This is a genomic window from Pseudomonas nunensis (assembly GCF_024296925.1).
Taxonomy (GTDB): Bacteria; Pseudomonadota; Gammaproteobacteria; order Pseudomonadales; family Pseudomonadaceae; genus Aquipseudomonas; species Aquipseudomonas nunensis.
Window position 1 is genome coordinate 2,494,301 of record NZ_CP101125.1, and the last position, 23,396, is coordinate 2,517,696.

Annotated in this window: 17 protein-coding genes and 1 pseudogene; 8 read left to right on the plus strand and 10 right to left on the minus strand. The window is 54.1% G+C overall.

Going from position 1 to position 23,396, the window contains the following annotated elements:
- The first annotated feature begins 201 nt into the window (after positions 1 to 201).
- Both NK667_RS10725 and map read left to right on the plus strand, forming a co-directional pair.
- Complete coding sequence (locus NK667_RS10725) at positions 202 to 432, plus strand: hypothetical protein (RefSeq protein ID WP_054614673.1); 231 nt, start codon at positions 202 to 204, stop codon at positions 430 to 432.
- Positions 433 to 819: 387 nt separating this feature from the next.
- Positions 820 to 1,611 (plus strand): type I methionyl aminopeptidase, encoded by a 792-nt coding sequence (gene map, locus NK667_RS10730; protein WP_054614674.1) that lies wholly within the window; start codon positions 820 to 822, stop codon positions 1,609 to 1,611.
- Positions 1,612 to 1,691: 80 nt separating this feature from the next.
- Here map and NK667_RS10735 read toward each other — a convergent pair whose 3' ends face one another.
- The 4 genes from NK667_RS10735 to NK667_RS10750 all read right to left on the minus strand — a co-directional run bounded on the left by NK667_RS10735 (position 1,692) and on the right by NK667_RS10750 (position 6,109).
- Positions 1,692 to 2,705 (minus strand): isocitrate dehydrogenase, encoded by a 1,014-nt coding sequence (locus NK667_RS10735; RefSeq protein WP_054614675.1) that lies wholly within the window; start codon positions 2,703 to 2,705, stop codon positions 1,692 to 1,694.
- A 485-nt stretch (positions 2,706 to 3,190) separates the two neighbouring features.
- A complete protein-coding gene (locus NK667_RS10740; RefSeq protein ID WP_054614676.1) occupies positions 3,191 to 3,952 on the minus strand; it encodes a YoaK family protein in 762 nt (253 codons plus the stop codon).
- Positions 3,953 to 4,103: 151 nt separating this feature from the next.
- Positions 4,104 to 5,348 (minus strand): malic enzyme-like NAD(P)-binding protein, encoded by a 1,245-nt coding sequence (locus tag NK667_RS10745; protein ID WP_054614677.1) that lies wholly within the window; start codon positions 5,346 to 5,348, stop codon positions 4,104 to 4,106.
- 530 nt (positions 5,349 to 5,878) lie between these two features.
- A complete protein-coding gene (locus tag NK667_RS10750; protein WP_054614678.1) occupies positions 5,879 to 6,109 on the minus strand; it encodes a hypothetical protein in 231 nt (76 codons plus the stop codon).
- A gap of 140 nt (positions 6,110 to 6,249) precedes the next feature.
- Here NK667_RS10750 and NK667_RS10755 point away from each other — a divergent pair, with 140 nt between their 5' ends.
- Positions 6,250 to 7,905 (plus strand): SulP family inorganic anion transporter, encoded by a 1,656-nt coding sequence (locus tag NK667_RS10755; protein WP_054614679.1) that lies wholly within the window; start codon positions 6,250 to 6,252, stop codon positions 7,903 to 7,905.
- A 69-nt stretch (positions 7,906 to 7,974) separates the two neighbouring features.
- Here the strand turns inward: NK667_RS10755 and NK667_RS10760 are convergent, their stop codons facing one another.
- Both NK667_RS10760 and NK667_RS10765 read right to left on the minus strand, forming a co-directional pair.
- The gene (locus NK667_RS10760; RefSeq protein ID WP_054614680.1) at positions 7,975 to 8,160 is read right to left on the minus strand and encodes a ribbon-helix-helix protein, CopG family; all 186 of its coding nucleotides are present in this window, start codon (positions 8,158 to 8,160) and stop codon (positions 7,975 to 7,977) included.
- An 85-nt stretch (positions 8,161 to 8,245) separates the two neighbouring features.
- Positions 8,246 to 8,512 (minus strand): hypothetical protein, encoded by a 267-nt coding sequence (locus NK667_RS10765; protein ID WP_152980919.1) that lies wholly within the window; start codon positions 8,510 to 8,512, stop codon positions 8,246 to 8,248.
- A gap of 110 nt (positions 8,513 to 8,622) precedes the next feature.
- Here NK667_RS10765 and NK667_RS10770 point away from each other — a divergent pair, with 110 nt between their 5' ends.
- From NK667_RS10770 to NK667_RS10790, 5 genes and pseudogenes are all read left to right on the plus strand, one after another.
- Positions 8,623 to 9,255: a trimeric intracellular cation channel family protein gene (locus NK667_RS10770; RefSeq protein ID WP_054616243.1), complete on the plus strand. Its 633-nt coding sequence runs from the start codon at positions 8,623 to 8,625 to the stop codon at positions 9,253 to 9,255.
- Positions 9,256 to 9,772: 517 nt separating this feature from the next.
- Positions 9,773 to 10,003: a DUF4917 family protein gene (locus NK667_RS10775; RefSeq protein ID WP_054614682.1), complete on the plus strand. Its 231-nt coding sequence runs from the start codon at positions 9,773 to 9,775 to the stop codon at positions 10,001 to 10,003.
- Positions 10,004 to 10,545: 542 nt separating this feature from the next.
- A complete protein-coding gene (locus tag NK667_RS10780) occupies positions 10,546 to 11,670 on the plus strand; it encodes a response regulator (RefSeq protein ID WP_054614683.1) in 1,125 nt (374 codons plus the stop codon).
- Between the two features lie 93 nt (positions 11,671 to 11,763).
- Positions 11,764 to 16,310: pseudogene (locus NK667_RS10785) on the plus strand (PAS domain-containing hybrid sensor histidine kinase/response regulator).
- A gap of 11 nt (positions 16,311 to 16,321) precedes the next feature.
- The gene (locus tag NK667_RS10790) at positions 16,322 to 17,257 is read left to right on the plus strand and encodes a diguanylate cyclase (RefSeq protein ID WP_054616244.1); all 936 of its coding nucleotides are present in this window, start codon (positions 16,322 to 16,324) and stop codon (positions 17,255 to 17,257) included.
- Positions 17,258 to 17,544: 287 nt separating this feature from the next.
- Here NK667_RS10790 and NK667_RS10795 read toward each other — a convergent pair whose 3' ends face one another.
- The 4 genes from NK667_RS10795 to NK667_RS10810 all read right to left on the minus strand — a co-directional run bounded on the left by NK667_RS10795 (position 17,545) and on the right by NK667_RS10810 (position 23,263).
- Positions 17,545 to 18,663, minus strand: coding sequence for an ABC transporter permease (locus NK667_RS10795; RefSeq protein WP_083471302.1), 1,119 nt, complete (start codon positions 18,661 to 18,663; stop codon positions 17,545 to 17,547).
- A complete protein-coding gene (gene rbbA, locus NK667_RS10800; RefSeq protein WP_054614685.1) occupies positions 18,663 to 21,383 on the minus strand; it encodes a ribosome-associated ATPase/putative transporter RbbA in 2,721 nt (906 codons plus the stop codon). The genes NK667_RS10795 and rbbA overlap by 1 nt, the downstream gene beginning before the upstream one ends.
- The gene (locus NK667_RS10805) at positions 21,380 to 22,345 is read right to left on the minus strand and encodes an HlyD family secretion protein (protein ID WP_054614686.1); all 966 of its coding nucleotides are present in this window, start codon (positions 22,343 to 22,345) and stop codon (positions 21,380 to 21,382) included. Before NK667_RS10805 ends, rbbA begins: the two co-directional genes overlap by 4 nt.
- A gap of 117 nt (positions 22,346 to 22,462) precedes the next feature.
- A complete protein-coding gene (locus NK667_RS10810) occupies positions 22,463 to 23,263 on the minus strand; it encodes a PRC-barrel domain-containing protein (protein ID WP_054614687.1) in 801 nt (266 codons plus the stop codon).
- Between the last annotated feature and the right edge of the window lie 133 nt (positions 23,264 to 23,396).

The window sequence follows — 23,396 nt, forward strand, 5'->3', positions numbered from 1 at the left end:
GGCCGGCGTACCTCAGGCGGCTTGGTGGTTCTGCTGACGACTAGCCTCCGAGGGTCTATATGTGCATAATATTATCATGCAGTGATAATACAAAGGCAATCTACTCAGCCTTGCCTCAGGCAGCGGCGACGTTTTTTGCTCAGTTGCACGGAGGCAAAATCGTGCATGAGAACAGAAATATGTGAGCGTTTGGAGAGCTGCATGAAACGTGAGGACGTACAAATCAAACACGCTGAAGGCATTCAGTTTGATACCCATTTGATTGCCAATCCGGCAAACACCCAGGAGTGGATCGCCTTTTTTAAAAAAGAAGCAGGAAGAAGCTTTTTCCTGGTTAATGACAACGAAGAAATTGAACCCTTCCGACACCTTGATGATTTGATTCATGAACTGCGTGAAATCGGTATCAAGGTTGCTGAAATTCATTTTTGAATTCTTGTTCCTTGGAGTGTCGTCATGTCTGTCAGGGTCGAACATCTGTCAAGTCCGAGTGAAGAACTATGGTCCGTGTGTGTAGGCGTGCGGAGAATTCAGTTCCGTAATGAGCAGGGTGCAAAGGACTACGCGGCAAAGCTGAAAGAGCGTATTGAAGCTCCACATCTGTACCCATATGCAGCGCCGGCAACCGGTGATCGAAGTGCTGGCGAGTAATTAGCTGTGATGATCTGGTTTTATTATAAATATTGAAAAATAACAAAAATAATTACACCCCTGCTTGGGGGGGGCACAAGCCTGCAAGTTATAAATAGAAAGCGTTAAGTTTATGTCAAGTATGTTCGACAAGTGAATGCCCGTTCATTCAATATCTGGAGTCGCATAATGAGGGTGAAAGTGCCAACTAAAAAGCCAGCAGAAATTGCCCTGTCGCGGGCCGCTGGTAAACTGGCCGCGGAAGTTTTGAGCATGATCGCGCCTTATGTCAAACCAGGCGTTTCTACCGACGAACTTGACGCGCTATGTCATGACTACATCGTCAACGTGCAAAAGGCCATTCCAGCCAATGTCGGCTATCAAGGTTTCCCTAAAACCTTGTGCACATCTGTCAATCATGTGGTGTGCCACGGCATCCCGTCAGATAAAAAGCTTCGGGATGGCGATATCATCAATATCGACATCGCAGTTCTAAAAGATGGTTGGTTCGGTGACACAAGTCGCATGTACTTTGTGGGTGAGCCAAGCGCTGAGGCTCGCCGGATAGTGGACACCACCTATGAGGCGATGTGTGCCGGCATTTATGCCGTAGGTCCTGGCGCGACGCTCGGTGATGTCGGGCATGCCATTCAAACTGTGGCGCACCGTGAGGGCTACAGCGTTGTGCGCGAATACTGCGGACATGGCATCGGTATGGTTTACCACGATGAGCCGCAGGTTCTTCATTATGGCAACCCAGGCGAAGGGCTGAATCTGAAACCGGGCATGATCTTCACCATTGAGCCAATGCTCAATGCTGGAAAGTGCGATGTAAGAACGCTTGGTGATGGCTGGACGGTGATCACCAAGGATCTTTCGCTCTCGGCCCAGTGGGAACATATGGTCCTGGTCACTAATGATGGTTTTGAGGTGTTGACTCCTTGGCCAGACCAATCAGAGGAGTATCAGGAGATTTTCTAATCGATTGGCCAGCCCTCCAGCTGAGCCGCAGCGATGGATGTAAAAGCGCCAGCTCTGACTGAGCTGGCGAGTGTGTCTATCTAGTCACGCAAATAGGCCACCAAGGCGTCAGCGAAGGACTCGGTAGTACCGGTTCCGCCCATATCCGGTGTCACTTGATCACAGGAGGTTTTCAGAACAACACGGATCGCGGTACGAATGCGTGTTCCCTTGTCCACCATGCCCAAATAATCAAGCATGTCTGCGGCAGCCAACAACAATGCACATGGGTTTGCGATGTTCTTGCCCGCAATGTCTGGTGCCGAGCCGTGGACCGCTTCGAAGATGGCCGCATCGGCGCCGATGTTCGATCCGGGCGCCAGGCCCAATCCACCCACCAGGCCTGCGCACAAGTCTGAAAGGATGTCGCCAAACAGGTTGGTGGTGACAATGACATCGAATTGATGGGGATTCATCACCAACTGCATACAGGCGTTATCGACGATCATTTCGTGAAATTCGATTTCCGGATATCCCGCAGCGACTGCACGTGCAGCCTCGAGGAACAAACCGGAACAAGACTTGATGATGTTGGCCTTGTGCACTGCGGTAACTTTCTTGCGACCTTTGCTGCGAGCCAACTCGAACGCATATCGCACGATGCGTTCGGAGGCTGTGCGTGTTACGCGAATGCTCGCCAAAGCGACTTCGCCGTCCGCTGAAATACTTTGTCCTTCGGGTAGGTACGCCCCCTCGGTATTTTCGCGCACCGTGATGATGTCGATATCTTCGAAGCGCGAACGGGTACCAGGGAAACTGATCGCGGGTCGTACATTGGCATAGAGATCGAAATGGCGGCGAAGGTGGACGTTGATCGATGAGAACCCACGACCAATCGGTGTCGTCAGAGGACCTTTGAGTGCGACACCATGTTTGGCGATTGTCTCTATGGATACTGGGGGCATCAACTGCCCATGTTGCTGTAAGGCCTCTAGACCGGCCTCAACGAAGTCGTAGCGAAGATTGCAGTCAAGAGCATCGAGTACGCGTAACGTCGCTTGCATGATCTCAGGGCCGATGCCGTCACCCTTGATGATTGCGATGGTTTTGCTCATGGTCTCTTCCTTAACAGCGCTATGTCAGCCAGCTGTATTGATTGGGTCATTGAGACTGGTGTCACGAGTCTGCTGATAAGCGTTGACTGCCCGACGGCTATACCGTTGCAGTGCGCTGTGTTTCATTGCCCGCGCCGTGACTGCGCAGGTCATCGCGGATCAAATGACGGGCGTCCTGAGAGGGTGTCAGATCTCGCGCCGCACAGAGCTACTCGAGGAGGATGCTGATGCGGGGCGAGCTACCGGGTCAAGCGTGCTGTCATTGCTCCAGCGAATACACGCATAACATTAACATATAATGTTAATACTATGCGTAGGAAAAGAGGGGGTTCATCGTGAGGACTGTGAGGCTTTTGAACGTCCGTGCATGACGGGTTGAGGTGGCTTTCAGACAGAAATAAAGGAGCAGGGGGGGCTCGAATCGTTCTGGACGTCGCACCGCCAAACCAAAACCAGCGGGCTCGCACCTCACAACAGGCATTGCCTCACTTTCGCATGACGCGGCGGACAAAAAGCCTGACGTCATCAAAGGCAGGCACGATTGCCAGCGTCACCAGAACCATCGCGAGCGGTACCGTTGAGATGTACCCGATGTGCTTGAAGCCAAATGCACCCACCACGCCGCCGAAGAAGAAATTCAGCGCGAGCAGTATCAGTATTTTGAGTCGGGTCCGATTGGCGAGAACTTTTGGATGGAGCGATGTGCTAACGGCATTCCAATAAAACAGTTTTCCAAACTCGATACCGATATCCGTGATGATCCCGGTGATGTGAGTCGTTCGGATTTCGGCTTTGGATATTTTGGTAATCACCGCGTTTTGCAGGCCCATGATGAAACACAGCAGCATCACGGTGACGGACACGAACAAACCATCCACGGTGGAAAGCTGAGCGCCCATAAATCCAAAGCAGATGAGCAGAAAGGCTTCGAACAAGAGGGGCACGGCAAACTCACTGTGCATCCGTCTGCGTCGGGAGTAATTGACCATGACCGCAGAGCACGCAGCCCCAACCAGAAAAGACAACAATGCGCCGGTGCCACTAAGAACCAGGTCGTAGTCTCCCAGCACACTGTTGTCTGCCATCGAAGAAACGATGCCTGTCATGTGTGAGGTGTACTGATGCACCGCCAGGAAACCGCCAGCATTGATTGCTCCTGCGACGAAGGCCAGGACAAACCCAAGATGTCGGTTTGCGGCTGTGGTACGCCTTCGCCCGGTGAGGCTCCTGACATATTTGATCGGCATTTATTCACCCTTGTCTCAAGGGTGTGAGGAGCAAAAAAGCCAGCCGATTATGCATATCTGATATCACCAGGTACTCGCGATTTAGACGGGGCTGCCCGTTGGTAGTTGATGCCTGATCGGTGAACAGAGGATCTGCTGCTGGAGCATCAGTTTAGAGCGGGTAATGCGTCGGGTAATGCAGCTTCGCAACGCCGGTGTCGATAGCGGCCTTGGCCACTGCGCCGGATATCGCTCCGAGCAGGCGAGCATCGAGCGCTTTGGGGAGGATGTAATCGCGCCCAAACTCGAGCTTATCGACGTTGAACGCTTGCAGCACTTCCACAGGCGTCGGCTCTTTGGCCAATTGGCGCAGTGCTTCCACCGCCGCAATTTTCATTGCTTCGTTGATCCGGGTAGCGCGGACATCCAGCGTCCCGCGGAAGATGAACGGAAAGCCCAGAACGTTATTGACCTGGTTCGGGTAATCAGAGCGACCGGTCGCCATGATCAGGTCATCACGAGTGGCCATGGCGAGCTCGTAGCTGATTTCAGGGTCCGGGTTCGAGCAGGCAAACACGACCGGATTAGGTGCCATCGCTGCCAGTGCTTCTGCCGGAAGCAGATTGGCTCCAGACAGACCGACAAACACATCAGCGCCCTTCATGGCTTCCATCAGCGTACGCGGGCCACCGTCGTTAATGAATTGTGCTTTGTATTGATTGAGGCCTTCCCGAGCGGAGTGAATAACGCCGATGCGATCGACCATGTACAGATTGCGTCTTTGAGCGCCGAGACTCAGCAGTAGACGCATACAGGCAGTGGCTGCGGCACCCGCACCAAGGCAAACAATTCTCGCATTTCCCAGGGTTTTGCCCTGAATCTCAAGTGCATTGAGCATGCCGGCGGCAGTGACGATGGCAGTGCCGTGTTGGTCGTCATGGAAGACGGGGATGCTGCATTGCTCGATCAGTGCTTCTTCGATTTCAAAGCACTCAGGAGCTTTGATGTCTTCCAGGTTAATGCCGCCAAAGGTGTCAGCAATGCGTACGACTGTATCGATAAAGGCCTGGGAGCTTTCAGCGTTGACTTCGATATCGATCGAATCGATTCCGGCAAAACGCTTGAACAGCAATGCTTTGCCTTCCATGACCGGCTTGCTGGCCAAGGGACCTAGATTGCCCAGGCCCAGAATGGCAGTGCCGTTGGTGATCACAGCCACCAGATTTCCTTTACCGGTGAAGCGGTAGGCATTCTCGGGATTCTTTGCTATTTCGCGTACAGGCTCGGCTACGCCAGGGCTGTAAGCCAGTGCGAGTTGGGCGGCTGTGTCGGCAGGCTTGGTCAGCGCAATGCTGATTTTTCCTGGGGTTGGGAACTCGTGGTAATCCAGTGCAGCCTTTTTGAAGTCGGTAGTCATGCGATCACCTAATTAGATGTTGATTACAATCACATGTTAACACTATTATAATGCGAGGCGATGAGGTCCTGACCCACAGACCAGGATCGAATTGCCAGCTGAGCGCTGCTGATGAAGGGGTTTATCAGCCAGCGGACCCACTCTATTGGCCCTAAGACTTCAGGGCGGGCCTGTATCTGTTGGCCAATAGAGATCCTTCTATGCTTGAACCCGTCTTAGGCCACCTTGTGTGGCCATTTTTTTGCGCGCTCGAATGTCCCAAGCGTCAAGGCGCTGAGGTCATGGGTGTGAACGACAGGCTCGGATGAGCGCGGTGATCAATGATCTTGGCTGTGAGAGACGTGGTGAGCTCGCGGGAAGGCATGGGGTGCGTCGATTCTTTCTTTGAGTGTGGCGGCATATTCCTTTGCTCCCTGCTCAGTTCGAAATTGGATGCAGCGGCTACCGAAATATACCGACCAATACGCTTCGCTTTGACCGGACAGATACTCAACCTTTACTGACATCATCAAACTCCTTGAGTGGAACAATCAGAAATGAACTTCGGCGGACTTGATACCCAGCTCTCGAAGCTCGCGGATCAGTTCATCGAGGTGTCCAAATGACTCAATTTCTTCGCTGTCATTGACCAGAAAGTAGCTTCTCCCGGCGTCCTTTTTGAAAAGAATGATCCACTCGTGCGTATTGGCCGGGTTGGCTATCACATGCGTGTCGAAGTGCATGCCTTCACCGTGTTTGGTTTTGACGTCATCGCGTTTCATGCGGGGTCTCCGGGCATATGTTTATGCGCTCTCGACACTGTATCTACAGTGTCGCTGGTGTCGTACGAGGCTAGGCCAATTGCTTTACTATTATCACGGCATGTGAATAGTATGCACATGCAGCCAAAGCGAGGCTAGTCATGATTGCCATACGAGAAGCTTGGAAAGCGGGCTTGTTAGGGCGCGAGCATTGGCTTCGAAATATCGTTTCGGGGGTCATCGTCGGCGTCGTGGCGCTACCCTTGGCCATGGCATTTGCCATCGCCTCGGGCGTCAAGCCGGAGCAAGGGATCTACACGGCAATTGTAGGTGGCTTGTTGGTTTCGCTTTTCGGCGGGAGTCGACTACAGATCGCCGGCCCTACCGGGGCGTTCATCGTCATTCTGGCCAGCGTAACCGCCAAGTACGGCGTTGATGGCTTGCAGATCGCGACAATGATGGCGGGCGCAATTTTATTACTGCTCGGCATCACCAAGCTGGGCGCACTCATCAAGTTTATTCCCGATCCCGTGATCGTTGGGTTCACCGCTGGCATCGGTGTGATCATTTGGGTCGGGCAGTGGAAATACTTTTTGGGCTTGCCGAAAATCAGTGGCGAGCATTTTCATGAGCGGCTTTGGCACCTCATCCAGGCGCTGCCCGGCCTTCATGTGCCCACGACCCTGTTAGCCATCTTGAGCCTGCTGCTGGTGATTCTTGCGCCTAAAATTCCAGGCGTGAGGCGTGTTCCGGGTCCTCTGATTGCCATGGTCGTTGTGACAGCGCTGCATTCCTGTTTTCAATTCGATGGCGTGGCAACGATCGGGAGTGCATTCGGGGGTATTCCTCAAGGCCTACCCAAAATGGGTCTTCCTGAAATAACGCTGCCACAGATCATTGAATTGATTGGTCCTGCGTTCGCGATCGCGATGCTGGGGGCGATCGAGTCGCTGTTGTCTGCTGTAGTCGCCGACGGGATGGCCGGCACCAAACATGATTCCAATCAGGAGTTAATCGGACAAGGCATTGCTAACCTGGTCACTCCTCTGTTTGGAGGCTTTGCTGCGACAGGTGCGATCGCTCGAACAGCGACCAACATCCGCAACGGTGGCAACAGCCCCATTGCGGGTTTTGCCCACGCTGTCACGTTGATTTTATTGATCTTCTTCTTGGCACCTCTGGCTTCGGATATCCCGCTGTGCGCGTTGGCTGCGATCTTATTCGTGGTCGCTTACAACATGAGCGAACTAAAACACTTCAAACGCATGGTCAAACGAGCCCCAAAAGCGGACGTTGCGATCCTTTTAATCACCTTCGGCCTGACCGTTTTCAGCGATCTAGCGATTGCAGTGAATATCGGGGTCATTCTCGCGATGCTGCAATTTATGCGTCGGATGGCTTCATCTGTAGAGGTGCAGCTAATGGTCGAAAAAGAGCTGGAGGCAGAGTTGCGCATGAATGGGCATGTACATCTTCCACCTGGTGTTTTGGTTTACACCATTGAGGGGCCTCTCTTCTTTGGCGCAGCAGAAACCTTTGAGCGCGTCTTGGCTCAGACGCATACCGATCCAGGGACGTTGATTATTCGCCTGAAGCGGGTGCCATTCATGGATATCACGGGCTTACAAACGCTGCTCGAAGTTATTGAGCAGTTGCGCAAACGCAGCATCGTCGTGAGGTTGTGTGAAGCCAACGAAAAAGTCCTTGGCAAGCTCGACAGGGCAGGGGTTCTTCAGGCGCTCGGCTCACAGCATTATCATGCTGACTTCAGTGGCGCACTGGGCAGTTACGCCGAGATCGACAAGACCCAGGGCTAGAGATGAGGTGCAGGAAAATAGAAGGAGCGATGAGCAGGTATTCGTCGTACCCGCTCATGCGCAGATGAATCACTTACCATTGGCCGCAGCTTTGCTTTTGGTGGCGTAAGACACGCCATGCGTCTCCAGATAGTCCCGAATAAGCTGACGAACAACCTGAGAGGGCGTCAGATCCTGAGAAGCGCACAGCTCCTCAAGGGCTTTTTTCTTGACGGGATCAATGAGCACAGTGAGTCGTGCAGTCTTATTTTCCATGGAATTGCCTGTACCCTAAAACGGTCAATGTTAATCAAATTGTAATGGTCGGAGTTTTATTTGTCACCGGTTAGGTTCGTAACAGTTAACCGGATTGACCGTGATCAGAAAATGGCGGCGGCACGTCAATCAGAAATGGGTAAAAGTACGGAAAAATGGACGGGCATTTAGCGATTAGCGCTTGTTCGATTTCCAGACTCTTAGACTCAGCCATTCCCTCCATATGGATACCGCCGAACGTGTCGGCAATGCAATCGATCGTATCAATGACTGCGGCCGAATGGCTGGTGTTGACCTCCACCGCGTTGATTTTGGCCAGGTGCTTAAACAGAAGCGCCTTGCCCTCCATCATCGGTGTTTTTATTATCATACTATGATAATGTTATTAGGTCCTGATGTGTGTCTTTGAGGGCGATTCATTTCAAGAACTCTTCCCATTTGCAGTACAGGCTGGTTCCGCAGATGAAGGCTTACCACGCTGGTTGGGTGATCTATTATTGTGAGTTGTCAGGCGTTGCAGCCTTTGCAGTGACAGGCACCCTGATGGCAGGGCGAAAATCGTTGGACTGGTTCGGCGTAATCACCATCAGTTTAGTCACCGCTTTAGGCGGCGGTGCCTTGCGTGACGTACTGATGGCACATTATCCGATCGAGTGGGTTTCCAATGAGAATGGCTTTTTGGTAGGAGTTAGCGCTTCGCTAGGAACCATGATTTGGGCGAGGACCTTGAAAACCTTCAACGATAGGGTGTTGTTGGTAGCCGATGCATTTGGATTGGCTGTATTTACGGTCAGAGGAACAGATATGGCTCTTCAACAAAACCTCCCTCCCAGCATCGCAGTGATCATGGGTGTAGCTACCGCAGTCGCAGGGGGTGTGATGCGTGATGTGTTGTGTAACGAAGTACCGTTGGTGTTTAAACGAGAGGTTTATGCATCCATCAGTATTTTGGGTGCCGTCGCCTACATCACGCTGTTGGATTTGCAGATTTCACTTGAAGTAGCGTCTGCAATCGCTATTGCGTTCGTTTTTGTCAGCCGTATTGCTGCCATTCGTTGGAAATGGAAGCTACCCAGATTCGATGTAGTCGATTGATCTTGTTGCTCACCTGACAAAGCTACGTCCTATAAGAAAACATGAGTGATGCTTAGTCATCTCTGCCCCCCCATCCTTGAGGCTGCTCCTGCAGCCTTTTTTTCCTTCGCCATTCGATGATTTCGCGTCAAAAACGAAGGGCTGGAAAGCTGCATACACGTTTTACTCGACGTTATTTGGTAGGCACCAAGGTCACAGGCTTCGTACCCGAGTGCGCACTCCGTAAAATAAAAATGCCACGTGCGGTAGGTGGCTTTGCCTGATCTTTGTTCGCATCGAGCCGCTCAACCAGGTGTTTGAGCGTCGGCGCGTAATGGGTGGCATGTCGCTTCGACACCGGCAATTTCGAATAGGCAGAGGCAATGCTTCATCGCCTGGTGGATATGGCTGACTGGGTGGTAAGCCGGCTTCACATGTTTGATGAGGATGAACCCACCGTACCATTCACTACTTCTCAGTGGGCCTATATCCCCCTCAATATAATCGCGGCCCAATGCTACTGGGTAACGGAGCAAGCATGGCCGTTGCGCCCAGCTTTGGCTACGGCTCATTGCTGGATCATGCCCGACAGAATGGCCTTCTCACCGCTGACGTGATCCGCCTGTTCGAGTTCTTCGATACAGCCGATTTCGAGCTCATCCTCCGTCTTGTCTGGCAGACATCCCACGTCAATCTATCCCTTGAGATACCAGATGACCGTACGGGCCAAGCAGTAAGGTGCCTTGGCCTCGATGTTCACCTTGGATAAAGCGCTTCATGGGCGATCCCTGCGATGAAATCCTCAGAAATCATAACAAGTGTTCGCGAAGGCGTTTCTACACACTATGGGCCGATAGCTGTCTATCGCGCAGGGCATTGGGGACGTATTCCCTTAGAAGATGCCAGGACAGTCATAGATGTTGAAGTAAAACCAGCCGAAACTCCGAGGGGTGACTGTCGCCCGGGCAGTTAGCCAAGACTGCTTGCAGCAGTGTATCAGCGGGGGTAGCGCATTTTTGAGCCGCCGCAGTACGGAATTGTTCATGCTATTGCGCTAGCGCGGCGTTCATGCACTGCCCCCCGTCAGCCTAATTAGCTGCGAGATGCTTGCTTGTATAGTTCACTGGTCAGGAATAGATTCGATCCTTCAAGGATCCTCTCAAGCTACAAGCCAAAGGGAAATTGCAGTGATTGACTCAAAATCGCTCGGTTACTGCCTCACACTTTGATCTCATCGACGTCTCTTGCTGTTAGCTGATAGAACGCCGAGGACGTTGCGAAATTGGGTATCAATCCGGTGAGGATTATCGAATGCGTGTGATGATTCTGGATGATGATCCCTGGATATCAGATCTTTTAAAACAGCTCGTGTTGAGTATCCGTCCGGTTGCCCAGGTCGACTGCTTTATCGATGTCGCTAGTGCTTTAGACGCTTGGCAGCCAAGCACCTATCAATTGGTGATGGCCGACTGGAATCTACCGGATGCCCCCGGCGTCAACCTGTTGCAGAAAATTCGCGAAAAAGATCAAGACACGCCGCTGATCATGATCACCGGACGCGCTGATCGAGACAGTGTGCTCGCGGTAAAGTCGCTGAGAATCAGCGCCTTTTTCACCAAGCCATTCCAGGTTTCGCGCGTTGTTCAATGCCTGGAAGAGCTCCTTCCCCTTGATGCACCCCCTCGAGCGACCACTGTCAGCACTGAAGACCTGATGAGCTATCTCAATGGTTTGTCTTCGGGTGAGTTGGACTTGCCTTTACTGGCTTCGGTAAAAGACAAGCTTCAGCTCGGCTATGGCGGGGCGTTAATGGATTTGCGAGAGCTCGCCAATGATTGGCAGTATGACCCGGCTCTATGCGCGCACTTGATCGCCGCAGCCAACGGTGCCGCGTATTTCGGGCTCGGGCAGCCATGCACGAATTTGAACGGTGCCCTGACGCGGTTGGGAGGGCTTACCAGCGTGAATCTGGCGATCAGCCAAGCCCTGCGACAGACTAATACTCAACCAGACGGCATGCTGATGACTTTCATCCAGGCGCATTTGGATGAAGCTGAGCGCTTAGCTGAAAGGATTTTTCTGTTGGCGCAACAGTGCGGTCTAGACCCCGCGCCCCTGCAGAGTGCTGCCTTGTTGCACCGCATGGGCGAACTCTGTGTGCTTTACCAAATTCAGAAATGGGGGAACCAAGACAATAGTGTGGACGAAGAAACGCTCATGCACGCAATCCGCGATTTTGCAGCGCCATTTGCCGTTCGCTTGAAAGCACGCTGGGGACTGCCTATGGTTCTTCGGGAACTGATAGGTGCCATTTATGCCTTGCCGCCCATGCAAGTCCGTCGCGAACAAGTGGTAATGCGCCTTGCCGCCGCCATGAACAACGGCGAACCCGAAGCAGACATTGAAAGGCTTAAACGATTGGCCGGCCTGACCTAAGCGTATTTGGGTCTTGCAGGTCGGATATCTCGTGGCCCCCAACTGGGTTCGAACTTTAATCTTGAAGGCTTCGAGGTCTTCTGCGACGGGACAATGCAGGTGAGAAAGCATAAGTATTTTGCATTGAGCTGGGGAGTAGCTATCACTCTGGCGGCGGGGCTGGGGGCGAGCATTCTGAGCGGCTGGATCGTTGACCGCATCAACCAACAGCAGGCTCAGGAAGCGATCGTCGCGGCCACCGAGGAGGCCGCAGATTTGGTTTTAACGCGTCTCAATCTTTACCAATACGGTTTGCGAGGCGCTCGTGGAGCGGTGCTGACAGCGGGTGAGCATGGCGTCAGTCGTAAGGTTTTTGATCAATACAATCAAACGCGCGACCTCGCTGCCGAGTTCCCCGGTGCAAGTGCCTTGGGTTTCATCAGGCGTGTACCGGAACAGGATGAACGCGACTTTCTCAAATACGCTCAAGCAGACGGCAAAGCTGATTTCTCCATTCGCCAGTTCTCGCCCCACTCAGGCGAGCGTTACGTTGTCCAGTATGTCGAGCCTGCTGAAGGTAACCAGCCTGCAATTGGCTTGGACATAGCCTCGGAAACATCGCGGAGAGAGGCTGCTCAATCCTCGATACAAAGCGGTACGACACGAATTACAGGGCCCATCACGTTAATACAGGCACAGGGAAAACCGCAGCAATCTTTCCTTGTGTTGATGCCCATCTTTCGCGGCGGAGTGACTCCGGTGACCGCGGCTGAGCGCGAGGCCACAGCTTTTGGCTGGAGCTATGTCGTGTTGCGGACAGAGGAGGTACTCAGAGGCCTGCGCATAGAAAATGAGACGGTACATTTACGATTAAGGGATATCACGGTTCCAGGGCAAGAGAAGCTGTTTTATGAAAGCACCGACGACTCGGCTCGCCGTGAAACGCTGATGACCCATCAGCTGGAGCGCGAGGTATACGGGAGGCGATGGCAAATCGAACTCGACGCAAATTCGCTGTTCATCCAGCGTCTACATCAGGTCTCACCAAAAGTTGTCCTGTTTTTCGGTGGTTTTATCACGCTTCTTCTGGCGACCTTGGCAAGTGTCGTGAGTGTCAGTCGTCAACGTCGGCGGCAGATATTTGCCGAGCAGGCAAGGTTGGCTTCCATCGTTGAAAGCTCGGCAGATGGCATTATCGGAAAAACACTCGATGGCATCGTCACCAACTGGAACAAAGGCGCCGAGCGCCTTTTTGGGTACACCGCCGAGGAAGCGGTGGGACAGACGCTCGCCAATTTGATTGTTCCGGCAGAATTGGTCACAGAGGAGGCGCATATCCTTGCGCGCATCAGGGCGGGGGAGCGTATCGATAGCTTTGATACCCAACGCCATCACAAAGACCAGCGACTGATCGATGTCTCTGCCAGCATCTCACCCATTTATGGCGAGGGTGGTCGCGTCGTTGGAGCCTCCAAGACATTAAGGGATATCTCGGCGAAAAAAGCCGCAGAGGCCCGAATTCTCGAACTCAATTTCAACCTGGAGGAGCAGGTTGCGCAGCGAACATCCGAGTTGCGGCGGCTCAATCTGTTGCTGGGCACGGTGCTGCGCTCGGCTACTGAGGTTTCGATTATTGCGACGGATCTCGATGGCGTTATTCGAGTGTTCAACAAAGGTGCCGAGCATTTGCTGGGTTACGAAGCCGATGAGGTAGTGGGCAAAGACACCCCGGCGCTCTTTCATGTACCCGAAGACGTCGCTGCCCGTGGTGTAGAGCTGAGCGAGGAGTACGCTCAGACCATCGACGGTTTTCGTGTGCTTACTCATAAACCTGAGCTTGAAGGCGCGGAAACCCGAGAGTGGACTTACATACGCAAGGATGGCTTGCGGGTTCCTGTCACGCTGGTGGTCACCTCCATGCGCGACGCCGATGGGGTGTTGAGCGGTTACCTGGGTATCGCGGTAGACATCACCGAACGTAAAGCGGCAGAAAAGGAATTGGCTGCGAGCCTGAAGACAACACAGGAACAACGTAGCGAACTGATGGCGGTGCATGATCAGCTGCTGATGGCGGCTGAAGTGGCCGAACTGGGCGTTTGGTCCTGGACATTGGCAGACAATGCCTTGAAGTGGAATGACCGCATGTTCGAGTTCTATGGGCAGCCACTGTCGTTGCGCGATACCGGCCTTTGTTATGAGCACTGGTACTCGCGTGTTCACCCCGAGGATGTCGTGGCTGCGGCTGCAAAGCTGAAGGGTGCCGTCGAAGGGATTGATGTGTATGACACCATTTTCCGTGTCGTTCGCCCGCAGGGTCAGGTCCGCTTCATACATGCCGGCGCACAGATAGAACGCAATCCAGACGGTACAGCTTTGCGCGTTACCGGTATCAATCGGGACATCACTGTCCAACGCGAGCTCGAGTCACATCTGCTTTACGCCAAGGAACAGGCCGATGCAGGGAGTGCGGCCAAGTCTGCCTTCCTGGCCAACATGAGTCATGAAATACGCACACCGATGAATGCTGTGTTGGGTATGTTGCAGTTGGTGCAAAACACCGACCTAGATGGTCGCCAACTCGATTATGTGAGCAAAGCGCAGACCGCGGCAAAATCACTGCTGGGTTTGCTCAATGACATCCTTGATTACTCCAAGATTGAGGCGGGCAAGCTACATCTCGATGTGCACCCGTTCGAGCTTGAGCCACTGATGCGTGATCTCGCCGTCGTGTTGGCAGGCAACCAGGGCCGGAAAGAAGTTGAGGTCATGTTTGACCTGGATGCCAAGTTACCCAACGACCTGATCGGCGATAGCCTGCGACTGCAACAAGTACTGATCAACCTGGCGGGCAATGCCCTGAAATTCACCCTGGAAGGCCAGGTTGTGGTCAGCGTTGAACAACTGAAACGCACGGGAAATGCTGTGAGCTTGCGCATCGCCGTTTCTGATACCGGCATCGGTATCAGCCCGGAGCAACTTCAGCGCATCTTTGAAGGTTTTACTCAGGCCGAGGCTTCAACTTCCCGGCGCTTTGGTGGCACAGGTCTGGGCTTGGTGATCTGCAAGCGGTTGGTCACCTTGATGGGGGGTGAACTTCAGGTGGAGAGCCAGCAAGGTGTGGGGAGTCGTTTCTGGTTCGATATCACTCTGGAGGTAGCGCCAACGTCACTGCCGAAATCCACCCCTCCTGAAGTCGATGTGTCTGTACGGATTCTGGTCGTCGACGACAATGCCATGGCGGGTGAATTGCTGTTGCGCACCGTTCATGCGTTGGGATGGAAGGCTGATCGGGTGAGTGGAGGCACGCAAGCGGTGGAATGGGTGAAGAAAGCCCAGGCGCTAGGTGAAGACTACGACGTGGTGCTGATGGACTGGCGGATGTCCGATATGGATGGGCTGAGCGCTGCGCAATTGATCCATCAGCAGGGTAACGGTGTGCCAACTCCGATGGTCATTATGATCACTGCTTACGGCCGCGAAGTATTGGCCGACGCCCACCAGGCGGGAGACGCCCCCTTCGTGGGTTTTCTCACTAAACCTGTCACTCCCAAGCAACTGGCCGACGCTGTTCAGCGAGCGCTCAACGGCAAAGACCTGTTGCATTCTCCCGTATCTCGGTCAACGGTTGACCGGCCACAGCGTCTGGCCGGGCTGCGGTGGTGGTAGAAGACAACATGCTCAATCGCCAGGTAGCCGATGAGTTGCTGACGAGGGAAGGCGCTCAAGTAACGCTGGCCGAAGGCGGACTGGAAGGTGTGAGCAAGGTGATGAATGAGCGTGTGCTCTTCGACGTCGTATTAATGGATATCCAAATGCCAGATATTGATGGTTTGGAGGCGACCCGTCGCATTCGATCGAATCCGCGCTTTGCAACGTTGCCGATTGTGGCGATGACCGCAAATGTCTCCAATACCGACCGTGAAGCCTGTCTTGCTGCAGGAATGAATGATCATGTCGGCAAACCTATAGACCTAGAACAACTCGTCGTAACACTGCTCTTTCAAGCAGGCCCTGAGGATAGTCAGGCATCTTTAGCCTTGGGACAAGCCAATACAGGAGAAGGCGTTATAGAGTCTCGTGCATCAACTATTGACCGTTTTGGTGGTGACCTCGACTTGATCCGCACGGTGCTGCGTACCTTTGGCCCAGAGATGGAAAAACAGCTTGTCCGGTTGCGCGATCAAATCCAGCGGCAAGAAGCATCTGGAGCCGCTTTTGTACTTCATACCATTAAGGGTAGCAGCGGCACCATGGGGGCCAAGGCGGTGTCGCTACTGGCCGGCAATCTGGAGCACACACTAAAGCACGGAGATGCAGAGTGTGTAGCGAGCCTCTTGGCCGACCCGGTTTGGTTTGACGAATTGAGCAAGTTACTGCAACAAAGCCTTGAGCAAATGAATGTCGATTTTGGTCAAAGTCCGCGAGCAAAAAACAGTGCTGACGAAGATTCCGTGGCGCCGGCGCAATGGAGAGAGTCCCTGGAGGAGATTTTGCTATTGCTGGAAGCGGGCAACCTTCAAGCCATAGAGCTGGTAGATGCATTGGCGTCAAAAATGCCACATCCCCTGCGCCCACAGTTCGACGAGCTGGTTGTCAGGGTGCAGTCGCTAGACTTCTGCGCTGCGATGCCGATTGGTCGCGACCTGTTGAGATCTGCCTGATGGAACAGTCGATGGAAACCTGGTTGCCGCATTCCTTCAACCGTCCAAAACTGCTTATCGTCGACGACCAACCAACTAATATCCGGGTACTTCATGAGCTGTTTCGTGAGGACTGTGATGTGTTCATGGCCACCAGCGGTGAGCAGGCAATCAGCGTATGTCAGACCCAACTACCCGATTTGATTCTGCTGGACGTGGTCATGGAGGATATGGACGGGCATGAAGTATGCCGTCGACTCAAGTCCGACCCTGCAACCCAAGGTATCCCAATCATCTTCATTACCGCACAGCAGCAGGAGTCAGATGAGGTGCTAGGTCTGGAGCTTGGCGCGGTGGACTTCATCAGCAAACCCATAAATACCACCATTGTCAGGGCACGTGTGCGAACACATCTAACCCTGAAACTACAGAGCGATCTGCTGCGTTCCATGGCGTTGATAGATGGTCTTACTGGAGTGGCCAATCGACGCAAATTCAATGAGGACATCTCGGCAGATTGGCGTTTGTGCTTTCGAGAACAAAAGCCGCTATCGCTCATTTTGGTAGATGTCGACTTTTTCAAACGCTACAACGACCGATACGGGCACCAGGCTGGAGATGGCTGCTTGAAATCTGTTGCCCAAGCGTTAGCTGAAACGGTTAGACGCCCCTATGACCTGATCGCTCGGTATGGGGGTGAAGAGTTCGCCTGCGTTCTGCCCAATACACCTCTTACTGGAGCAGTCGACATTGCAGAAAAAATGCAAAAGCGTGTCAGAGCGTTGGGCATCGAGCATGCTGCTTCTGATGTCGATCGTGTGGTGACTATCTCTCTAGGTGTCGCAACATTGACGCCCACTGGCGAACTAGGATTCGAGTCTTTGATAGACGCTGCGGACAAGCAACTCTACGCAGCGAAGAACGCGGGCAGGGCGCGCGTATGTTCATCTGCGGTGCCGTCCAGTTAGCGTTTTTCCCGTTGCTGACTGATCGTTTTCTTCCTGCAGCAGCGGGCTAAAGGGAGTGGCTGATCAATGGATAATCGCCGCTACCTTGCTTGACCTTAGCTGACGATCAGATTGAATGAATCTGCCCCATTTGCTGCTTGGCTTTGGGCCGCCTTGGGTCGGTCCTTCGCAACTGTCAGCTTTTGGCCGATCGGTGCCTGTCGCGAAGGACCGTTACCAACCTATTCGACAGCTTCTGCCGATTGTTTTCTATCGGGGAGGCGACGATCGACCCGTTGGGAACGTCATTAAGAAGACAAGCTGGATCGGAATCTCAGCAGTGTGATACCAAAAAAAACCGAACCTATCGCTGTCAAGGCAAGTAAATTCGGCCAGACCAGACTGAAGCCGGCATTGCGGAACAAAATGGCCGTGCTGAGGCTGACGAAGTGGGTAGACGGGGACATCTGCATTACCCACTGCAGCCAGTCGGGCATGCTTTCCAGCGGTGTACTGCCGCCTGAAAGCAACAGCATCGGGATGATTACGGGGATTGCCAGCAGCCCGAATTGCGGGGTTGAACGGGCCAGTGTCGCGAGGAAGATCCCCAGCGAATTGGCGGCAAACAAATACAGCGCGGTGGCTGACAGGAACAACACTACTGAGCCGGTCAGGGGCACGCCCAACGCGAACCTCACGATACCCTCCAGCGACAACCAGGTGCAGCCAACCACGACCAGAGCATTACTGCCGATTTTCGACAGCATGATTTCAAAGGGGGTTAGCGGCAGGACCAGCAAATGGTCGAGCGTTCCATGCTCGCGCTCCCGCAGTAGAGCGGTGCCTGTGAGTATGATGGCCAGTATGGTGATGTTGTTGACGATCTGAATCACCGCCAGAAACCAGCCTCCGTCCAGATTAGGATTGAACAGTGAATGCGTCACCAGCGTGATGGGCAGTTGGACTGCATCGTTGTCCCGGGTGCGATACTCCAGCAACTCCCTCCCAAATATGCGCCCGATGTAACCGGCGCCCATAAACGCCTGGCTCATCGCCGTGGCATCTACATTGATTTGCAGGGTTGGACTGCGCCCTGCGTTGAAATCGGTTTGAAAGTGCGGCGGAATATCGATGATGAACGTGTATCGTCCACTGTCCATCGATGCATCGAGCTGATCGTAGCGCAGCGGCACAGGTGCCTGAAATTCTGGCGTCAGTAGGGCGGCCGGTAGTTGGCGTGACAAATAGCTGTGGTCTTCATCCACAATTGCCACACTGGCGTGATGAACACCAATGACTGAACCTGCGGCTGGCATGTAAATCGCCACGCTGAAGGCGTACGCGAGAAACAACAGCAGTACCCGATCATGGCGCAGGCTGGTGAGTTCCTTGAGTGCCAGCGCGAATATGTGCGCAGGTTTGTTCATCATGCCTCCTGCTTTTTCAGCATCAGCAGACTGACGCCGCTAAAGACAAGAAAAAAACCTAGCAAGGCAAGGCACTGCGGCCAGAGCTGACGCAGGTCCAGTGCCTTGGTGAAGGTGCCAACGGCGATGTCCAGGAAGTAGCCGGCAGGAAACAGTGCACCCATCATCGCAGCGGCCCCCTCCAACGATGAGCGCGGTACGATCAATCCGGAAAACTGAACAGTCGGCAAGCTGGTAATGATCATCGTGCCGAGGATGGCGGCGATTTGTGTTCGCGTGAAGGCAGAGATCAACAAGCCGAGACTGGTTGTCGCCAGCACGTACAAAAAACCGCCGAGGGCGAGCGTGAGCAGACTTCCTTTGAATGGCACCTCAAACAACCATCGATTCATCCCGGTCAGTAAGCACAGGTTGGCCAGGCTGACCACGACATAGGGCATTTGCTTCCCTAGCAGGAATTCCAGGCGAGAAAGAGGGGTGGCGTAGAAATTGGTGATTGAACCCAGTTCCTTCTCCCGAACAATGCCCAATGCCGTCAGCATGGCCGGGATGAACGCCAGAATCAGCGCCATCACGCCAGGCCCGATCGCATTGACGCTGACCACATCCTGGTTGTAACGAAAGCGAATTTGCATGTTCGCCAACGGCTGCGAGGTGTGTGCCTGGCTGTTCAACGAGGCTAGTCGTTCCAGGTTTTCTGCGTGTACCGATTCCACATAGTTGCGACTGGTTTCAGCGCGAAACGGCATGCCGCCTTCCAGCCATGCGGCGACTGTCGGTTTGCGCCCGGCATACAGATCCCGACCGAACCCCGGAGGGATCTCCAGCGCCAGTTTGATCTCCGAGCGTTGCAGGCGCTGCTGTAACTCGACGGGATCGTGAATGGGCGCATGTTCTGAAAAATAGCGAGAGCCACGGAACGCCTCAAGGTAGGCTCGACTTTGTGGCGACTGATCTTGATCGTAGGCCGCGAAGGCCAGGTTTTCGACATCCAGCGAAATCCCGAATCCGAAAATGATCATCATGAACACCGCTCCCAGGAATGCGAACGCGAGGCGGACCCGATCACGCATCAGTTCACGCGCCTCTTTGCTTGCAACAGCCAGCAGGCGACGCAGACGAAAGCGCTTGGGAGGGCTGATTGGAACGTCGTCGCGGGTGAACGCTTTGTCACTGGCCTGCGGGTTTTTGCCTGGAGTCTGCGCCTGTTCAAGACAAGCGATAAATGCCAACTCAAGGGTCTTGGCTGCATATTGCTTTTGCAGTTGCGCCGGGGTGCCACACGCCAGCACTCTGCCAGCGTGCATGAATGAAATCCGGTCGCAGCGCTGCGCTTCATTCATGAAGTGCGTGGACAGAAATATCGTCACGCCCTCATCGCGTGACAGTTCGGTAAGCAAGGTCCAGAACGCGTCTCGGGCTACCGGATCCACACCCGATGTGGGCTCGTCGAGAATCAGAACCTCGGGACTGTGCAGTACCGCAACGGCCAGTGACAGCCGCTGACGTACACCCAGCGGCAGCGCGCCCGAGAACTGCATGGCAACGCCTGACAGATCGAAGCGGGCCAGCAGTGCGTCGATGCGTTCGGTACTCGCAGCCTTGGGCATGTCGTACAGTCGTGCATGCAGATCAAGGTTCTGGCGCACGGTCAATTCACCGTATAACGAGTAACTCTGGGACATGAAACCCACTCGCTTGCGAGTATCCAGATCCGTGGCGTCCACGGGCTTGCCCAACAGCATGGCTTTGCCCTGGGTCGCAGGAATCAAACCGGTAAGGACCTTCATGGTCGAGGTTTTGCCACAACCGTTCGAGCCCAGAAAACCGAAAATCTCACCTTTGGCGATGGAAAAGCTGACATCGTCGACAGCGGTGAAGTCTCCAAAGCGCAGGGTCAACCCTGTCGCTTCTATCGCGACCTGCTTGGCGCCGAGATTCTCATCGGTGTTTACGGGCGATGCCTGCCAGGCCTTTTTTGTACCTCCCTGAAAATGAGTAAAGGCATCGTCAAGCTTGCCGCTGGGCGTGATCGCTGCCAGCTCTGCGCTGAGCCCCGATGCGATCACTTTTCCTTGATCGAGCATCAGGCAGTTTTCGAACTGCTCCGCTTCTTCCATGTAGGCCGTTGCCACCAGCACCGTCAACTGAGGTCGCAGTGCGCGCACCTCATCTATCAGCTCCCAGAAATGCCGGCGTGATAGCGGGTCGACGCCCGTTGTTGGCTCATCGAGAATCAAAAGATCGGGTTGGTGAATCAAGGCACAGCACAGGCCCAGCTTTTGCTTCATACCCCCGGATAGCTTACCTGCCGGGCGGTCTTTGAAGCGCTCCAGATCGGTAGCTGACAGTAGGCCCGTCAGACGCTTCTCGGTGCCTGGTCCCTCCAGGCCGAACAGGGCGGCAAAATAGCGAACGTTTTCGGCGATGCTCAGGTCCGGATAAAGATTATTACCAAGTCCCTGAGGCATAAACGCGATCCGCGAATACAAAGTGCTGCGATGGGCCGCATCATCGATCATGCCTCCCAACACCGACAGTTCGCCGGCTTGCAACTTTTTAACCCCGGCAATCAACCCCAGTAGCGTTGACTTGCCTGCGCCGTCTGGTCCGATCAGACCGCAGCGAGTGCCGGGCGGCAGTTCGAGGTTGATATCGATCAGCGCGCGTTGGGTGGCATACGTGTGATTCAGGCGGATTATCTTTACCGCGTCTGTCATAGAAGCTGCGCCGGCCAGGCAACGGACGTAGTACGCACATAACCAACACCAGGCATCCCGGGTTTTGCCTGCGGTGTGTCGGTGGGGCTGATCAGACGAGCCTTGACCCGGAACACCAGCTTCTGACGTTCGTCACGAGTCTCGACCTCTTTTGGCGTGAATTGAGATTTATCTTCGATAAAGGTGATACGCGCCGAAAGCTGTTGGCCGGGGAGGGCATCCAGGACGATTTTCGCTTCATCGCCCAGCGTCAACTTGCCTGCCGTGGCGGCAGGCAGGTACAGATTCATGTATTGGTCGTGGAGATCGATCAGCACGAACACTTGCCCACCAGCGCCGAGTACTTCGCCGGGTTCGGCCATGCGTAGCTGGATTGAACCATTGATGGGGGCGCGTAAGCTGCCGTCGTCGATCTCACTTTGCAGGCTCGCGGCTTGCGCCACAGCCTCACCAATCCCGGCAATCAAGGCGAGTACTTGAGCTTGGGCTGACCGTACGGCCGCACTGCTGGTGTTGTATCGCGCTTTTTGCTGGTCGAAAAGTTGAGCGCTGTAGTAGCCACGATCGAACATTAATCGTGCGCGTTTGAGCTCCTGTTCTGCCAACCGTTGTTCACTCTGGCGAAGCTGAACATTGGCTTGAGCCACTGCAACGTTCTGACGCGCGCCTGAAACTCCTGCCAGTGCTTGTTGCAGTTTCGCTTCAAGGGTCCGGGTGTCCATCACCGCCAGCAGTTGTCCGGTGATGACCTTGTCCCCCTCGTGCACCAGCACTTGTGCGAGGCGTCCAGGGTTTTTGCTGGCGATCTGAACTTCGGTGGCTTCCAGCCGACCATTGGCGGCGTAGAATTGCTCAGGCAGTGACGGGTGACTCCAACGCCAAAAGCCGAACGCACTGCCGGCCAGCATCAGGACGAGGATCACCAATCCCGATGCGATGAGCTTACGGTGCTTCGTCGGCATTGCACTTCTCCCTATGAATACAGAAGTATGGGGAAGTGCGTAGCGGGCAATCTGATCTAGATCAAGTTGGAGCTGATGTGGCGAGTATTACTATAAGCCGATGCAATGGACGTGAACTCACTCCAGCCGCTCAATGACTGCCTCGATGTGCCAATAACCGATGCGCTCGTAATGGTCATACAATGTCGCCTCCCGCTCACGGTTTAACTGCTCAGACGACTCATAATGAGGCGACGTCCTGATCGTGGCACGCTTAAGGTCTAAAGAAACGGTGTGATCCCGCCACGACACCTCGTCGATCCATTCAGGTGCAATCAACACCCTGTGTCCCAACCACCAATTGCTTGTGTTGACCACAAGATACTGAACCGCCCAACTGTCTTCGTTGATCAACAGGGTCTCGACGTGACCTATCTCACCATCAATGGCTTTAATGTGATAGCCGATGATAGCCTTGCAACTGCGTAAACGGAGACCGTCATTTTCATGGGGTTGCGCACTCGTACGTTCTTTTCGAGCATGTGGTACTCCGATGCCGCCCGGTGCCAGTCCGTCACCTCGAGGATATATGTCGGGCATCCAGCTATCTGCGCCACCCCAGTAACAGGGGTAACCGTAGTAGGTGAGGTATCGCATCTCGTGCTGGCGAGATGTTGGTTGATCGAAGTCTATTCCCGGGCTGTTTTTGATGTGTTCGCTGTTGACCGTAACGGGCAGGCGATGCGACGACCAATCGGGGTGGCGAATTGAAAGTGGTGAGATCAGAACGTTTCGCCTGGAAAGCCAGGAGCCGGTATCGATAACGAGGTATCGGATGACCCAAGCCTCGTCATCGAAATAAAAGTCTTTCACTTCGCCAATATCACCGTCGGTCGCGCCGATAGTGAAGCCCTCAAGGTCCTGCAAGCTTCGTAACATGGGACGGTCCTTTCGTAGTACCGATCGAATGCTCGGCGCGTGGGGAAGGGGCAGACCAGGTTCTCGACGTGGCCATGGTCACTGTGCGCGGAACTACCCGATGGGTCTGTGCGGTGCCGCACGTTGAGGCGGG

Bases quoted from the DNA above. Each gene is read 5' to 3' on its own strand.
- NK667_RS10795 (WP_083471302.1), bottom strand. From the start codon at position 18,663: ATGAACAAACCTGCGCACATATTCGCGCTGGCACTCAAGGAACTCACC.
- NK667_RS10770 (WP_054616243.1), top strand. From the start codon at position 8,623: ATGAAGGCTTACCACGCTGGTTGGGTGATCTATTATTGTGAGTTGTCA.
- NK667_RS10735 (WP_054614675.1), bottom strand. From the start codon at position 2,705: ATGAGCAAAACCATCGCAATCATCAAGGGTGACGGCATCGGCCCTGAG.
- NK667_RS10790 (WP_054616244.1), top strand. From the start codon at position 16,322: ATGGAAACCTGGTTGCCGCATTCCTTCAACCGTCCAAAACTGCTTATC.
- NK667_RS10765 (WP_152980919.1), bottom strand. From the start codon at position 8,512: ATGATGGAGGGCAAGGCGCTTCTGTTTAAGCACCTGGCCAAAATCAAC.
- NK667_RS10810 (WP_054614687.1), bottom strand. From the start codon at position 23,263: ATGTTACGAAGCTTGCAGGACCTTGAGGGCTTCACTATCGGCGCGACC.
- map (WP_054614674.1), top strand. From the start codon at position 820: ATGAGGGTGAAAGTGCCAACTAAAAAGCCAGCAGAAATTGCCCTGTCG.
- NK667_RS10745 (WP_054614677.1), bottom strand. From the start codon at position 5,348: ATGACTACCGACTTCAAAAAGGCTGCACTGGATTACCACGAGTTCCCA.
- NK667_RS10725 (WP_054614673.1), top strand. From the start codon at position 202: ATGAAACGTGAGGACGTACAAATCAAACACGCTGAAGGCATTCAGTTT.
- rbbA (WP_054614685.1), bottom strand. From the start codon at position 21,383: ATGACAGACGCGGTAAAGATAATCCGCCTGAATCACACGTATGCCACC.
- NK667_RS10750 (WP_054614678.1), bottom strand. From the start codon at position 6,109: ATGAAACGCGATGACGTCAAAACCAAACACGGTGAAGGCATGCACTTC.
- NK667_RS10805 (WP_054614686.1), bottom strand. From the start codon at position 22,345: ATGCCGACGAAGCACCGTAAGCTCATCGCATCGGGATTGGTGATCCTC.
- NK667_RS10760 (WP_054614680.1), bottom strand. From the start codon at position 8,160: ATGGAAAATAAGACTGCACGACTCACTGTGCTCATTGATCCCGTCAAG.
- NK667_RS10755 (WP_054614679.1), top strand. From the start codon at position 6,250: ATGATTGCCATACGAGAAGCTTGGAAAGCGGGCTTGTTAGGGCGCGAG.
- NK667_RS10775 (WP_054614682.1), top strand. From the start codon at position 9,773: ATGGCCGTTGCGCCCAGCTTTGGCTACGGCTCATTGCTGGATCATGCC.
- NK667_RS10740 (WP_054614676.1), bottom strand. From the start codon at position 3,952: ATGCCGATCAAATATGTCAGGAGCCTCACCGGGCGAAGGCGTACCACA.
- NK667_RS10780 (WP_054614683.1), top strand. From the start codon at position 10,546: ATGCGTGTGATGATTCTGGATGATGATCCCTGGATATCAGATCTTTTA.